Below are 13,100 nucleotides of genomic sequence, written 5' to 3' on the forward strand. Positions count from 1 at the left end.
GAGGCTCCTTGCTGAGACGGCGGGGTGCGCCAGGGAAAACGGGCCCACCTTAGGGGGGATGGGCCCATTGCGCAAGCTGCCTGTTCAAGGGCGATCGGATGCCGATTTTCCATCGCTTAAATGGATGGGTCTGGCGACATTCTATCTGTTAAATAGATGGGAAATGCCCCCGGATCAGGGCAGTTTGACCAGCATCTTGCCGGTATTGCGGCCCTGGAACAGTCCGATAAAGGCTTGCGGCATGCTGGCCAGCCCCTCGCTGACGGTCTCCTCGGCCTGGAGGGTGCCCGCTTCGAAGGCCGGCATGGCCTCGGCCAGGAACGCCCCGTAGTGCTGCCAGTGATCGGAGACCAGCAGCCCCTGCATCAGGATACGCTTGCGGATCACCTGGGAGAGGTTGCGCGGGCCGCTGGCCTGGCCGTTGCTGTTGTACTGCTCGATGAGGCCGCACAGCACGATGCGCCCGTGCACCACCAGGTGGTTGAGGGCGGCATCCAGCATGGCGCCCCCCACGTTCTCGAAGTAGACGTGGATGCCTTCGGGGGCGAGGCGGGCCAGCTCGGCGTCGAGATCCGGGGTCTCCCGGTAGTTGATCACCGCATCGGCACCCAGGGTCTTGAGGTAGGCGACCTTGTCGGCCGAGCCGGTGGAGCCGATGACCCTGGCCCCCGCCTGCTTGGCGAGCTGGACCGCCATGGTGCCGACCGCTCCGGAGGCCGCCGAGACCAGCAGGGTTTCACCGGCCTTCAGGTGCGCCACCTTGTGCAGGCCCGCCCAGGCGGTCATGCCCGGCATGCCGAGGGCGCCGAGGAAGCGCTGGGGCGGCAGGGTGGTGTCGGGCAGGCGGGTGAGCTGGGCGGCGTTTGCCACGAAGGCATCCCGCCAGCCCAGCATGCTGCTCACCTTGTCCCCCACCTTGAAATCGGGATGGCGCGATGCCTGTACCGTGCCGATGGCGCCGCCGTCGAGGGGACCGTTGAGGGGGAAGGGAGGAACGTAGCTTTTTGCCTCGCTCATGCGGCCGCGCATGTAGGGGTCCACCGACAGCCACTGGTTGGCGACCTGTACCTCTCCCTCCTGCAGGGCGGGCAGGGGCACGTCCCGGAGGGCGAAGTCCTCCAGGGTGGGGAGACCGGTGGGGCGACGCAGCAGTTGGATTTGATGGCTGATGGCATTCATGGGCATTCTCCGGCAGTGGGGCCGCGCGTCGGGCGGCGGCCTGGTATTTTTGTTTGTGTGCAAACTAAAATCAGGGTAGTCCTGAACGCGGGGGCTGGCAACTGTTTTGTGTGCAAACTATTCAGCCCCGAAGTTGATGGGGTATACTGCCCCCTTGTCGTCAGCGAGGTCCTCCATGAGCGAATTGAAAAAGCAGGTCTGTTTTGCCCTCTACAGCGCCTCCAATGCGGTGATGCGTGCCTATCGGCCGCTGCTGGACAAGCTGGATCTCACCTATACCCAGTACCTGGTGATGCTCTCGCTCTGGGCCCGGGACGAGGTCAGCATCAAGGAGATAGGGCAGGAGACCGGACTGGATGCGGGCACCCTGACCCCCATCGTCAAGCGGCTGGAGAGCAAGGGGTGGCTGACCCGCACCGTCTCCCACGAGGATGAGCGGCAAAAGTGCATCAGCCTGACCGAGGCGGGACGCCAGTTGCAGCAGGAGGTCAGGGAGTGCTGTCTGGCGGACAGCTTGCGCAATCAGGTGGATCTGGCCGATGCTGAGTTGGCCCAGCTCAAGCAGCTTTGCGATCGCGTGGCGGCGCAGCTGGGGCGCTGATCCCTTTTCCCGTCAGGAGTGACCCGATGAAACCCATGCAATCCCTGCTCCCTCTGTTTGCCATCCTGCTGTGCGCCTGCGCCGATACCTCCTATCCCCGTTCCGAGTTGCAGATCGACGATGCCGATGCCTGGCAGGCCATCTGCAAGGACGGGGTCCGGGTGCGGGCGGTCACCGACGAGGGGATCTGTGCGGATCACCGCGGGGTGGCCATGTGGACAAATAAACCAAGGGCTGCACGGATGGCAGAAGAAGCGGCCAAGTAGTGTGACCTGTACGACATAAAATGACATGACCGGCCATGGAGCCGGTTTTTTTCGCGATCTTGCCAGCACTTTGGCACCTTGTTCATGGTGCACTCATTTTTCTCTTCCCATACTGGCCCTCAAGGTAGCAAACCAACAGGAGAGAGAGATGCAATCATCCATCGTCGGGCTCTCCATTCTGTGGGGGCTGGCCAGCTTTGGTGTACAGGGGGATTTCATCGAGAGCCGTGATACCGCCTCCCCCTCCTGGCAGGCCGAGTCCAGAGTGGAGATGGAAGGGTACTTGATGGAGTCGTTGGGCGCCGATCGCTGGGTGTTCGACAACGGCAGCGAGAGCCTGGAAATCTCTCTGCCCAAAGGGCAGTGGGTGTCGACCGGTGAGCGGCTGCGACTGCGCGGCGAACCCCTGCAGGAGCAGAACGGCTGGTTGCTGCAGGTGCAGGACGTCAGCCAGGTCGAGGCATGACGAGGCGTTCGCCACCTGGCGGCGCGATGGCGCCCGGGGGCTGTGTTGACCGCGAATGCCCTTGATAGCAGAGACAAGAAGAGGAGGCCCTGGCCTCCTCTTGCTTTTGGTGCTCCCCGGATGCGGGGTGGGTTGTCAGCCCAGGTGGTTGAGGGGCAGGGCGGTCTTGTGTTTGATGCGGCGCAGCACGAAGCTCGAACGCACCCCGGTCACGCCGGAGATGTGGGTCAGCTTGTCCAGCAGGAAGTGCTGGTAGTGCTCCATGTCCCGCACCACCACCTTGAGCTGGTAATCCGCATCGTTGCCGGTGATGAGGTCGCACTCCAGCACCTCGGGCAGATCCTTGACGGCGCGATCGAAGTTCTCGAACCGCTCCGGAGTGTGCCTGTCCATGGAGATGTGAATGTAGGCGGTGAGGGTCAGCCCCAGCTGGCGGGCATTGAGCAGGGTGACATGGGTATCGATGAGACCGGCATCCTCCAGCGCCTTGACCCGGCGCGAGCAGGGGGAGGGAGAGAGCCCGACCAGCTCGGCCAGCTCCAGGTTGCTGATGCGGCCATTTTCCTGCATCAGCTCCAGAATATGCCTGTCTATACGATCAAGTTTCAGCATTCTCCGTACCTCTTCGCAATTACTAATCCACTTTTCCTAGATTAAGGGTGAACTATTGCAAAAACAACTGAAAATACCTGCTACTTCACAACCACTCACCGCATCGCGGGGAGTACCATGGTTACATCTTCCGGTGGCAAGACAGGCGCCCGACCAGGCACCTGTGGTGAAGGACCTTACCGGGTCAAGAGCCCCATCAGCCGTTCGACCTTATCGGGAAACAACGGGCTGGAACGAGAGCACCCCCTCCCCGAAGGCAACAAAGCAGGCATCCCGGCGCCTGCTTTGTTGTTTTTGCGTTCCGCCCGCTCAGGGGCGGGGCGGCCGGATGCGATAGAGGCAGCGGCTGTCCCCCTCCAGCAGATACTGCTCCCGCTCCACCTCTGCCGGCGCCAGCAACCGGCGAAACAGCGCCAGCTCGCTGCGGCAAAAGCCCCGACAGGCCCTGGCCGCACTGCAGATGGGGCAGTGACTCTCCCACCACAGCCAGCTGCCGTCCTCCTCCTGCGACATGTCCGCCATATACCCCTCCTGGGTGCGCAGCGCCTTGAGCGTCATCAGCCTGTCTGCCAGCGCCGGCTGGGTCAGCCTGGATTCATAGCGTGCCTGCATCTGCTGCTCCCGCCGCGTGATGAGCTGCTCCATGCCCGCGTCGCCAAACACCTGCCGGATATCGTCGATCAGCTGCAGGGTCAGATCGCCATGGGTGTCGGGGAAGCGTTGCCAGGCCTGGTCGGTGAGGTGCCACAGACGCACCGGGCGACCGCGGCCGCGGGCCTCGTCGCTAAACCCCACCCAGCCCTCGGACTCCAGGGCCATCAGGTGCTGGCGCGCCCCCATGGACGTCATCTGCAACTGGTCGCCGAGTTCGGCGGCGCTCTGGGGGCCGCGGGTTTTCAGCAGATAGAGGATCTTGTCGGTACTGGCGTTCATGGGGGCTCCGGTGGTGGGTATCGGTGCGGTGACCGCCTGGATGAGGTCATTATGGGTAGCAGGGCGATTTAAATCAACAATCTGCTTTACTTAATGGACGACCCCTCACAATATAAATAAACCGATGACTTTATTTAATGAGGCGAAGATGGAAGGGATCAAGGGACAGGCGACCCTCTGGGTATTGGTGATGACGGTGACGCTGGCGGTGGCGGGGTTCAGCCTGCCTTCCCCCGTCCTGGCGCCGCTGGTGCTGGATCCGGCCCAGGGCATGCTGACGCCACAGGCGTCGGACTGGAGCCGCAAGGTGTGGCTTGGCGTCATCATGGGGCTCTATCCGTTGTTTCAACTGTTGGGGGCCCCCTTGCTTGGCCGTCTCTCCGATCGTCATGGGCGCAAGCCGGTGCTGACCCTCTGTCTGGTGGGGGTGCTGGCGGGGTATGTGCTGATGGCCCTCGGCATCGCCTGGCGTTCCCTGCCGCTCTTGCTGCTGAGCCGGGTGGTGGAGGGCTTCTTCAACGGCGACATCGCCATCGTGCAGGCGATGGCGGCGGACATGAGCACGGCCAGGACCAAGGCCCGCAACTTCGCCCGCATCAACATCGGCATGAACCTGGGCTGGGTGGTGGGCCCCATGATCGGGGGCTATGCGGCCGTGGTCTCGGGGGATTACAGCCTGGCGGCCTGGCTGGCGGTGGGGATGACGGTGATCAACCTGCTGCTGGTGCTCTGGCTGCTGCCCAATCGTCCCCCGGTGCCGGCGACCCGGGATGAGGTTCCTCTCTCGACCCGCCAATTGCTGTTGCAACCTCGTCTCCTGCCCTACTTTGCCCTGACCCTGGCAAGCTACGGGGCGGTACAGCTCTACTTCACCTACTTCAATGTCTGGCTGGTGGAGCGGCTGGCATGGGATCCGGTGCAACTGGCCCAGGCCGCCGTGCTGGTGAGCGTGCCCATGATGCTGGGCTCCTGGATCGGTGAGCAGCTGGCACGGCACTGGCGCGGCAGCTCCCTTGGCATCGTCGGCCACCTGGTGATGGCGGCGGGCATGCTGATGTTCATCCTGCCGACCCAGTGGTGGGGGCTCGCGCTCACCTTCATCCCGGCGGGCATCGGCATGAGTCTGGGGGAGCTGGCCACCTCGGTGGCGGTCTCCAACCGCAGCCATGCCAGCCAGCAGGGGCAGGCGATGGGGCTCTACCGCGGTCTGGCGGTGGGCAGCGAGATCCTGGCGGTGGTGCTGGGCAGCCTGGTGCTGCTGGCGGGGACCGAGTGGCCCTTCTACCTGGCCGGCCTCTGCGGCGTGATCTGTGCCCTCGGTTTCTACGGATTGCGCAGACGGGCGGACAGGCGAAACTCCGTGGCCGGGTGCGCCGAGGCGGGCTGACGAAGGGCGCGGGGATCACAGTTCGGCGACGGGATGGCGGGCCGGACTTGCATCGCGGCGCCGAGTCTGGGACGGTATGGCTCTTTGCTCCGCTTTTCCCGATCCCCCGGTGAGCGCGTCTCCCATCATGGACCCTGCGATGCCCAGTCCGCATTCCCGGCGGTGAGATGTGTCGTCATGGCACTGGAAACGGGAGGGGATGGCGCCGCACCCGTCTCGACATTCTTGGAGGTGATATGAGTCGTTATCAGGCCATTGCATTGGACATGGACGGTACCCTGCTGAACCGGGATCACAAGATCTCGTCCGCTACCCGGGCGGCCCTGGCCCAGGCCCGGGCCCACGACATCAAGGTGCTGCTGGTGACGGGTCGCCACTTCATGACGGCCCGTCCCTTCCACCACGAGCTGGCCCTCGACACCCCCATCATCTGCAGCAACGGTGCCTACCTCTATGATCCGGTGCAGGAGAGGATCCTCGCCGGGGATCCCCTGGCCGTGGCGCCCCTCACTGCCCTGCTGGAGGAGGTGCAGGCCCAGCAGATGGGGGCGCTGTTCCACCTGGGGGACGGCATCGGCTACCTGGGCTGCGAGGAGCACGTGGGCCGGATGCGGCGTTGGTCGGCAACCCAGCCGGATCATCTCAAGGTCTCCCTGCTGCCCGCCGAGGATATCGAGTCCTGGTTGCAGTCCCCCATCTGGAAGCTGGAGTTGTTCAACCAGGACCCCGGCCGGTTGCACCGTTTCGTCGGGGAGGTGGTGGAGAGACTGCCCTTCACCCGTGACTGGGCGGCCCCCTATGCGGTGGAGCTGGTGCAGCCAGGTTGCAGCAAGGGCAACCGGCTGGCCCAGTGGGCGGCGAGCGAGGGGATCGCCATGGAGAACCTGGTGGCCTTTGGCGACAACAACAACGACATCAGCATGTTCGAGCAGGTGGGGCTGGCGGTGGCCATGGGCAATGCGGCGCCCCAGATCCAGGCCCATGCAGATCGGGTCACCGCGGATCACAACGAGGATGGCATCGCCCTGGCGTTGCAGCGCTGGGTCCTGCCCGCCTGAGGGGAAAAACAGTCTGCGGCATAAACAGAAAGGGGCCATGTCGGCCCCTTTTTGTCAGCTCCCGAAGGAGAACTGGATCACCCGATCCGGGAAGCGCAGCCGGTTGTAGTCCCGGTATACCCCTTCGTAGTGACGGATGGCGCGCTCGCGCTGGGCACGGTAGTAGTCGCGCTGGCGGCTGTCGCTCTCGCCCCGGATCTGCTGATCCAGCTGGTGGATGCTCCGCTCGGTGCGCTCCAGCTCCTGCTGCAATTCGCCGAGGCGCTGCTCCAGCAGGTACTCCTTGCGGCCGCGCTCGAACTGGGTGAGGAAGCTGGTGTCGTTGGGGCAGACCCCCAGGTATTCGCTCCCCTCCCGTCCCTTGCTGTAGGCAAGCTCGGGGATGCAATAGAGCTCCAGCCCCTTGGCGTAGCCGCGCTGCCACTCCGCCTCATCCACCCTGAGGCCGTACTCCCCGCAGGTCTTCTGATAGTCGCGGGTGGCGCTTCGGGTCTTGCCCTGCTCCCCGTCCTGATAGCCCTGGTTGTACCAGCTCATGGCACGGCACTCCTCCTCCGAGAGGGAACTGCACCCGGCGAGCAGGAAGGGAAGGGTCAACAACAGGATCTTGGGGGACATGAGGGGGCTCCGACAGCAAAGGGGGTGGGGCATTCTAGAAGAGGAGGCCCGTCCGGGACAAGCACCGGGCGAGGGGGCCGTATCATGATGTTTTTATCAGTATTTTCAAGCCGTTGTAGACGGGCTTCTGGCAGCCTTTTCTTGCCGGGGGAGGCAGGGTAAACTGCGCCTACTTTTAACTGGCATGTAACATAAAAACAATGAAAGTCCTGACCGTCGATTATCGCTCCCCCGATGCGGCCGAGCGCTTCACCGAATCCCTGCGCACCACCGGCTTCGGAGTGCTGACTCACCACCCCATCCCGAAGGAGCTGGTGCAGTCCATCTATGACAACTGGTATCGCTTCTTCATGAGCGAACAGAAGCAGGATTTCCTGTTCAATCGCGAGACCCAGGACGGCTACTTCCCGCCCTCGGTGTCCGAGGTGGCCAAGGGCCACAGCCAGAAGGACATCAAGGAGTACTTCCACATCTATCCCTGGGGCCAGATGCCGGCAGAGCTGAAAGAGCAGGCGATGGAGTACTACCGCCTCGCCAACGATCTGGCCGCCGAACTGCTGGGCTGGGTGGAGCAACACACCCCGAGCGACATCGCCGCCCACTACAGCTGCCCGCTCTCCTCCATGATCGAAGAGAGCCACAAGACCCTGCTGCGGGTGCTGCACTACCCGCCCTTCGACGGCACCGAGGAGCCGGGTGCCATCCGCGCCGCCGCCCATGAAGACATCAACCTGCTGACCATTCTGCCCGCTTCCAACGAGCCGGGCCTGCAGGTGAAAGGTTCAGACGGGGAGTGGATGGATGTGCCCTGCGATTTCGGCACCCTCATCATCAACATCGGCGACATGCTGCAGGAGGCCTCCCGCGGCTACTACCCCTCCACCACCCACAGGGTCATCAACCCGACCGGGGGCAGTGCCGCCAAGTCCCGCATCTCCTTGCCGCTCTTCCTGCACCCCCGTCCGGACGTGGTGCTCTCGGAGCGTCACACCGCCCACAGCTATCTGATGGAGCGGTTGCGGGAGCTGGGGGTGATCTAATCCCGCCAGACCCGAGCAGACAACAAACCGGAGCATACCCGCTCCGGTTTTTATTTTGTGGCACGATTGGTGGGTTATCCGAATTTTATTGGTTAATGATGCTAAAAACTGAGTTTTATATCGGATATACGCCGAGTGATTGCGCGCCCGCGGGCGTACTCTGAGCGCCATTTCGGGCCTCGCTGGCAGGCCTTTCGCGTGGAGTTCTTATGAAGCAGTCCCAATGGTCATCCCGGCTCGGTTACATCCTGGCCGCCGCAGGTTCCGCGGTCGGTCTCGGCGCCATCTGGAAGTTCCCCTATGTCACCGCCGCCAACGGTGGCGGCGCCTTCCTGCTGGTCTTTCTGTTGTTCAGCTTCACCCTGGGGGTGGCGGTGCTGATGGGGGAGACCCTGATCGGCAGCCTGACCCGGCGCGGGGTGGTGGGTGCCTTTGGTGAACTGATGGGCAGGCGCTGGCGCTGGGTCGGTGCCATGGGCTTGCTGTGCAGCCTGCTCATCTTCTGTTTCTACAGCGTGGTGGGCGGCTGGACCCTGGGGTACACGGGCATGGCCCTGGCGGGGGAGCTGCAACAGGGGGACGGCGCGGCACTGACCGCCCGTTTCAACGACTACGTCGGTGATCCGCTCTGGCCGGTGCTGACCCACCTGCTGTTTGCCGGCTTGACCTGGTGGTTCGTGCGGGGCGGCGTGCAACAAGGGGTGGAGCGCACCCTGCGCTGGATGATGCCGGCCCTCTTCATCATGATCCTGCTGCTGGTGGCCTTCGGCCTCACCCTGCCGGGCGCCATGGCCGGGGTGCGCCACTTCCTGATGCCCGATTTCAGCAAGCTCGGCATGTCGGGTGTGCTGGACGCCATGGGGCTGGCCTTTTTCTCCCTCTCCATCGGCCTTGGCATCCACACCACCTATGGCGCCTACCTGCCTTCCAGTGAAGGGGTCGGTCGCTCCAGCCTCTGGGTAGTGCTGCTGGCGAGCGTCATCGCCGTGCTGGCGGGCCTGATGATCTTCCCGGTACTGGCGGCGACCGGTATTGACCCGGCCTCGGGCCCGGGCCTCACCTTCATGACCATGCCGGCGGTGTTCCAGCAACTGCCCTTCGGCCAGGGGCTGGCGGTGGTGTTCTTCTCTCTGCTGGTGGTGGCGGCGCTCTCCTCCTCCATCTCCCTGCTGGAGCATTTGCAGTGCTTCCTGTGCGAGAGCCTGGGCTGGTCCCGCCGCGCGGCGTGCAACCTGGTCATTGCCCTGGTGATGGCGGGTGGCATCCCGGTGAGCCTGTCGTTTGGTCCCTGGGCCACCCTGACCCTGTTTGGCAAGAACATCTTCGAGTTGCTGGACTTCATCACCTCCAACCTGATGATGCCCCTGTTCGGGCTGGCCCTGACGCTGCTGCTGGGCTGGCGGCTCGGTCGTCAGGCGCTGCCCGAAGGGCTGGCTCCCCACTGGCGGGCCCTGCTGATGGGCTGCTGGCGCTGGCTGGCTCCCCTGCTTATTGGCGGCATTCTGGTGCGCGGCCTGGTGTAGGGAGGGTTGGTCATCTGTGCCACTCCCCAACCGGGCTGGCTGGGGAGTGGGGTGGCAGGATTGACTCTTTATAAAAGTCCGTTAATTAAAAATAAACGGGATAATGGCCTGGTATTTCGATATTTTATTTTGATTAAATCTGTTTTTGGTTCTGTTTTAGACTATTTCCTGTCAACTTCTCTTGCCATGGTTTAGGCTGTGGCTCCTTTTTACCGTGCAGGCGTCGCCCTCCCATGTCACCCCTTATCGCTCTCTGTGGCCGATTTAGCCCCTTCCTGGAGAGGTGACCTTGCAGGTGTCGTTTGTCTGACTGTTCATTGCAAAGGTCGCCCTCAGGCGGCCTTTTTTGTTGCGGCGCACACCGCGTCTAGCCATGGAGTATCGAACTGATGTTGTCTTGCCCGGAGGTTGTATGAGCCAGGTTCAGTGGTCTTCCCGTATTGGTCATGTGCTGGCGGCCGCCGGCTCGGCGATCGGCCTTGGCGCCATCTGGAAGTTTCCCTATGTGACAGCCACCAACGGGGGCGGTGCCTTCCTGCTGGTGTTCCTGCTCTTCAGCTTCACCCTGGGGGTCGCGGTGCTGGTGGGGGAGACCCTGCTCGGCAGCCGCAGCCAGCGCGGCGTGCTCGGCGCCTTCCACAAGCTGGTGGGGCCGAACTGGCGCTGGATGGGTTACATGGGGATCCTGTGTGGCTTCTTCATCTACAGCTTCTACAGCGTGGTGGGGGGCTGGACCGTGGGCTATGCGGCCCTGGCCGTGGGCGGCGAGCTCAACCTGAGTGAGGCGAGCACCCTCACCGCACTCTTTACCGGTTATGTGAGCGATCCCCTCTGGCCGGCCCTCACCCATCTCGTCTTCGCCGGGCTCACCTGGTGGTTCGTGCAGGGAGGGCTGCAACAGGGGGTGGAGCGGGCGCTGCGCTGGATGATGCCGGCCCTGTTCGTGATGATGCTGCTCCTGGTGGTGACCGGGCTCTCCATGCCGGGGGCCATGGCCGGGGTACGCCAGTTCCTGATGCCCGACTTCTCCCACCTGACGGGGCAGGGGGTGCTCGACGCCCTGGGGCTGGCGTTCTTCTCCCTCTCCATTGGCCTCGGGGTACACACCACCTATGGCGCCTACCTGCCGAGCAGTGACGGGGCGCTGCGCTCCGGGGTCTGGGTAGTCACCCTGGCGAGCTGCATCTCGGTGCTGGCGGGGCTGATGATCTTCCCGGTGCTGGCCTCCACCGGCATCGATCCTGCCGCCGGCCCCGGCCTCACCTTCATGACCATGCCGGCGGTGTTCAACCACCTGCCGTTCGGTCAGGGGCTGGCGGTGATCTTCTTCCTGCTGCTGCTGGTGGCGGCGCTCTCCTCCTCCATCTCCATGCTGGAGCACCTGGTGCGCTTCACCACCGAGGAGTGGGGCTGGTCGCGCCGCAATGCCTGCCGGGTGCTGACCCTGCTCATCATGGCCTGCGGCATTCCGGTCAGTCTGTCGTTCGGCCCCTGGGCGGACTACACCCTGTTTGGCAAAACCCTGTTCGATCTGCTGGATTACCTCACCTCCAACCTGATGATGCCCCTGTTCGGTCTGGTGCTGACCCTGCTGCTTGGCTGGAAGCTGGGGGACAGTATTGTGCCGGCGGATCTCTCGCCGCTGATGCGTGGCGCGCTGCTCTGGTGCTGGCGGCTGATCGCCCCCCTGCTGATCGCGGGGATCCTGGTGCGGGGCTTGTTGTAACGCACCAGCCAGGGCGGCATGCACCGCCCTGGCTGGCTATAGGCCCTGGTGGGGACCGAGGGGCGGCAGTTTGGGGGCCAGGTGGGATCTCACCTGTTGCAGTGTCTCCCGATAGGCGTTCTCATGGTGCTCCAGGAAGGCGGCACTGTGGTTGAGACGCTGCTCCAGCCTGTCCACCAGGCGGGCCACCGCCGGGGCCGCCATGCCGGCGGGCCAGCACTGGGTCAGCAATACCAGCAGTTGCCAGGCATCCCCCGCCTGGGCCGGGAATCGCTCCTGCAGGGTCAGAGCGCTCTGCACGGCGAGCTGGAGCTGACCCGTGGTCATGGCCCGTTGCCGCTCCTCGCGCAGCTGGGTCAGCTGCTGCTCCCGCTGCGCCAGTTGCCGCGCCAGATCGTCGACCACCTGCAAAATGAGCCCCTGCAGCAGCGGGGTCTGTGCCACCGGCCCCTGATACTGGCCGAGCTGGGCCAGATAACGCTGGGCATGGTGGGGAAGCCCGCAGAACTGGCTGACGGCCACCCCGAGCAACTGGTTGAGGTGATTGTCCCGCGCCGCCTCCGGCGGGTGCTTGGCCAGCAGCATCAAGGCGTCATCGAATCGATAATCCAGACCCAGCATCAGGGCGCTCAGCAGCCCCTCCTCGTGGGCCCGCAGGGTCACGGCCTGCTGGCCGAGCTCCTCCAGCGCTTGCTGCAGCCCATGAACTCTGGCCTCTCCCGGTGGATGCCAGAGCACCGCCAGGGTCGCATCCAGCAGGCAGCGTTCGACGGAGTGGCGAAACGTCTGTTTGGGGAAGTAGCGCAGGATGAAATCGGTGGCCTGCGCCAGCACCTGACCTTCATCCCTTCGCAGCAAGGCCAGCAAAATGGCCACCTGGCGCCACTGCGGCTGCCAGGGGCAGCGTTGCAGCAAGCCTGACAAGGTTTCCCAGGCCGGATCCCACTGCGCCTCGTGCAGTTGACAGGCGAGAACCAGCGCCTGATGGATGACGGGGGGCAGTCGCTCCCGGTTGCGGGCCAGATCCTTGTGGGCACTCTCCACCCGGTTCAGCCCGAGCAGGGCCTGGTTCAGCCCCTGGCGCGGCCACCAGGCATCGTGCTCCGTGGTGCAGATGGCGTAGTGCTGGGCGGCCTGCACCCGTTCCCCGGCTTGCAGCAGCATGTAGCCCTTTACCCTGTCCATCTGTGCTTCCAGCCCCTTGTGGCTGGCGTGCCGGTAAAGCAGATCCTCGCACTGGGCGCAGGCGCTGCGCCACTCCCTGAGCGCCATGGGGGTGGCCAGGGGGCGGGTCACCGTGGTCAGTGCCAGCAGCGCTTGCAGGCTGTGCGCCAGCTGCTCCGTGGTGAAGGGCACGGCCAGACGCAGGGCGAAATAGAGGTCGGAGGGGGGGAACTGACCGGTGTCCTCGTCCTGCTCCAGCAGCAGGAGCACGCAGCCGGGCGCGAGCAGGCCCAGGTGGTGTGCTTCATGCAGCAGCCTGACTCCCTCGTGGGCCTGGTGGTGATACTGGCGGCAAAGAATGGCATCGAAGGCGTGCTGGCGCAGCAGGGCGGGCAGGCTTGCTATCTCTTTGCAGTGGAACAGCTCGGTGGGGGGCAGCCCCAGATCACTCAGTCCCTGGGTGAGGGTCGAGCCCATCATGGCATCGTCTTCGATGAGGAGGATCTGCATCTTTGACGCTCCTTCGC

13 protein-coding genes are annotated in these 13,100 nt (G+C 64.1%); 8 read left to right on the plus strand and 5 right to left on the minus strand.

Translation table 11 applies throughout. From position 1 onward, the window contains the following. Positions 1-174: 174 nt before the first annotated feature. Entirely contained in the window at positions 175-1,179 is a 1,005-nt protein-coding gene (locus tag BN1120_RS09225) for an NADP-dependent oxidoreductase (protein WP_042015778.1), read from the minus strand. Positions 1,180-1,354: 175 nt separating this feature from the next. Here BN1120_RS09225 and BN1120_RS09230 point away from each other — a divergent pair, with 175 nt between their 5' ends. The 3 genes from BN1120_RS09230 to BN1120_RS09240 all read left to right on the plus strand — a co-directional run bounded on the left by BN1120_RS09230 (position 1,355) and on the right by BN1120_RS09240 (position 2,512). Next, on the plus strand, positions 1,355-1,780 hold the full coding sequence (locus tag BN1120_RS09230) for a MarR family winged helix-turn-helix transcriptional regulator (protein WP_042015779.1): 426 nt from the start codon (positions 1,355-1,357) through the stop codon (positions 1,778-1,780). A gap of 35 nt (positions 1,781-1,815) precedes the next feature. Further along, complete coding sequence (locus BN1120_RS09235) at positions 1,816-2,046, plus strand: hypothetical protein (RefSeq protein WP_029313696.1); 231 nt, start codon at positions 1,816-1,818, stop codon at positions 2,044-2,046. A gap of 148 nt (positions 2,047-2,194) precedes the next feature. Further along, positions 2,195-2,512 (plus strand): hypothetical protein, encoded by a 318-nt coding sequence (locus BN1120_RS09240; protein WP_010672893.1) that lies wholly within the window; start codon positions 2,195-2,197, stop codon positions 2,510-2,512. 135 nt (positions 2,513-2,647) lie between these two features. On the opposite strand, the gene BN1120_RS09245 is transcribed toward BN1120_RS09240, so the two are convergent. Both BN1120_RS09245 and BN1120_RS09250 read right to left on the minus strand, forming a co-directional pair. After that, positions 2,648-3,124, minus strand: coding sequence for an Lrp/AsnC family transcriptional regulator (locus BN1120_RS09245; RefSeq protein WP_010672894.1), 477 nt, complete (start codon positions 3,122-3,124; stop codon positions 2,648-2,650). A 309-nt stretch (positions 3,125-3,433) separates the two neighbouring features. After that, positions 3,434-4,057 carry a helix-turn-helix transcriptional regulator gene (locus BN1120_RS09250; protein WP_041214535.1) on the minus strand — a complete coding sequence of 208 codons (624 nt, stop codon included), beginning with the start codon at positions 4,055-4,057 and terminating at the stop codon, positions 3,434-3,436. Between the two features lie 148 nt (positions 4,058-4,205). Between BN1120_RS09250 and BN1120_RS09255 the strand changes: the two genes are divergently transcribed. Both BN1120_RS09255 and BN1120_RS09260 read left to right on the plus strand, forming a co-directional pair. Further along, positions 4,206-5,444: an MFS transporter gene (locus BN1120_RS09255; RefSeq protein WP_042015781.1), complete on the plus strand. Its 1,239-nt coding sequence runs from the start codon at positions 4,206-4,208 to the stop codon at positions 5,442-5,444. A 236-nt stretch (positions 5,445-5,680) separates the two neighbouring features. Further along, positions 5,681-6,502 carry a Cof-type HAD-IIB family hydrolase gene (locus BN1120_RS09260; RefSeq protein WP_010672897.1) on the plus strand — a complete coding sequence of 274 codons (822 nt, stop codon included), beginning with the start codon at positions 5,681-5,683 and terminating at the stop codon, positions 6,500-6,502. Between the two features lie 54 nt (positions 6,503-6,556). On the opposite strand, the gene BN1120_RS09265 is transcribed toward BN1120_RS09260, so the two are convergent. Continuing rightward, a complete protein-coding gene (locus BN1120_RS09265; protein ID WP_042015786.1) occupies positions 6,557-7,120 on the minus strand; it encodes a DUF2799 domain-containing protein in 564 nt (187 codons plus the stop codon). A 200-nt stretch (positions 7,121-7,320) separates the two neighbouring features. On the opposite strand from BN1120_RS09265, the gene BN1120_RS09270 reads away from it, so the two are divergent. The 3 genes from BN1120_RS09270 (at position 7,321) to BN1120_RS09280 (ending at position 11,409) form a co-directional block, all read left to right on the plus strand. Then, positions 7,321-8,160 (plus strand): isopenicillin N synthase family dioxygenase, encoded by an 840-nt coding sequence (locus BN1120_RS09270; RefSeq protein ID WP_042015788.1) that lies wholly within the window; start codon positions 7,321-7,323, stop codon positions 8,158-8,160. Positions 8,161-8,369: 209 nt separating this feature from the next. Beyond that, complete coding sequence (locus tag BN1120_RS09275; RefSeq protein WP_042015790.1) at positions 8,370-9,683, plus strand: sodium-dependent transporter; 1,314 nt, start codon at positions 8,370-8,372, stop codon at positions 9,681-9,683. A 412-nt stretch (positions 9,684-10,095) separates the two neighbouring features. Then, on the plus strand, positions 10,096-11,409 hold the full coding sequence (locus tag BN1120_RS09280; RefSeq protein WP_041214539.1) for a sodium-dependent transporter: 1,314 nt from the start codon (positions 10,096-10,098) through the stop codon (positions 11,407-11,409). Between the two features lie 36 nt (positions 11,410-11,445). On the opposite strand, the gene BN1120_RS09285 is transcribed toward BN1120_RS09280, so the two are convergent. Beyond that, complete coding sequence (locus tag BN1120_RS09285) at positions 11,446-13,083, minus strand: response regulator (RefSeq protein ID WP_042015792.1); 1,638 nt, start codon at positions 13,081-13,083, stop codon at positions 11,446-11,448. Between the last annotated feature and the right edge of the window lie 17 nt (positions 13,084-13,100).

The sequence above is a fragment of the Aeromonas caviae genome (assembly GCF_000819785.1).
GTDB lineage: Bacteria > Pseudomonadota > Gammaproteobacteria > Enterobacterales > Aeromonadaceae > Aeromonas > Aeromonas caviae.

Bases quoted from the DNA above. Each gene is read 5' to 3' on its own strand.
- BN1120_RS09230 (WP_042015779.1), top strand. From the start codon at position 1,355: ATGAGCGAATTGAAAAAGCAGGTCTGTTTTGCCCTCTACAGCGCCTCC.
- BN1120_RS09280 (WP_041214539.1), top strand. From the start codon at position 10,096: ATGAGCCAGGTTCAGTGGTCTTCCCGTATTGGTCATGTGCTGGCGGCC.
- BN1120_RS09240 (WP_010672893.1), top strand. From the start codon at position 2,195: ATGCAATCATCCATCGTCGGGCTCTCCATTCTGTGGGGGCTGGCCAGC.
- BN1120_RS09275 (WP_042015790.1), top strand. From the start codon at position 8,370: ATGAAGCAGTCCCAATGGTCATCCCGGCTCGGTTACATCCTGGCCGCC.
- BN1120_RS09265 (WP_042015786.1), bottom strand. From the start codon at position 7,120: ATGTCCCCCAAGATCCTGTTGTTGACCCTTCCCTTCCTGCTCGCCGGG.
- BN1120_RS09255 (WP_042015781.1), top strand. From the start codon at position 4,206: ATGGAAGGGATCAAGGGACAGGCGACCCTCTGGGTATTGGTGATGACG.
- BN1120_RS09225 (WP_042015778.1), bottom strand. From the start codon at position 1,179: ATGAATGCCATCAGCCATCAAATCCAACTGCTGCGTCGCCCCACCGGT.
- BN1120_RS09270 (WP_042015788.1), top strand. From the start codon at position 7,321: ATGAAAGTCCTGACCGTCGATTATCGCTCCCCCGATGCGGCCGAGCGC.
- BN1120_RS09260 (WP_010672897.1), top strand. From the start codon at position 5,681: ATGAGTCGTTATCAGGCCATTGCATTGGACATGGACGGTACCCTGCTG.
- BN1120_RS09235 (WP_029313696.1), top strand. From the start codon at position 1,816: ATGCAATCCCTGCTCCCTCTGTTTGCCATCCTGCTGTGCGCCTGCGCC.
- BN1120_RS09245 (WP_010672894.1), bottom strand. From the start codon at position 3,124: ATGCTGAAACTTGATCGTATAGACAGGCATATTCTGGAGCTGATGCAG.
- BN1120_RS09250 (WP_041214535.1), bottom strand. From the start codon at position 4,057: ATGAACGCCAGTACCGACAAGATCCTCTATCTGCTGAAAACCCGCGGC.
- BN1120_RS09285 (WP_042015792.1), bottom strand. From the start codon at position 13,083: ATGCAGATCCTCCTCATCGAAGACGATGCCATGATGGGCTCGACCCTC.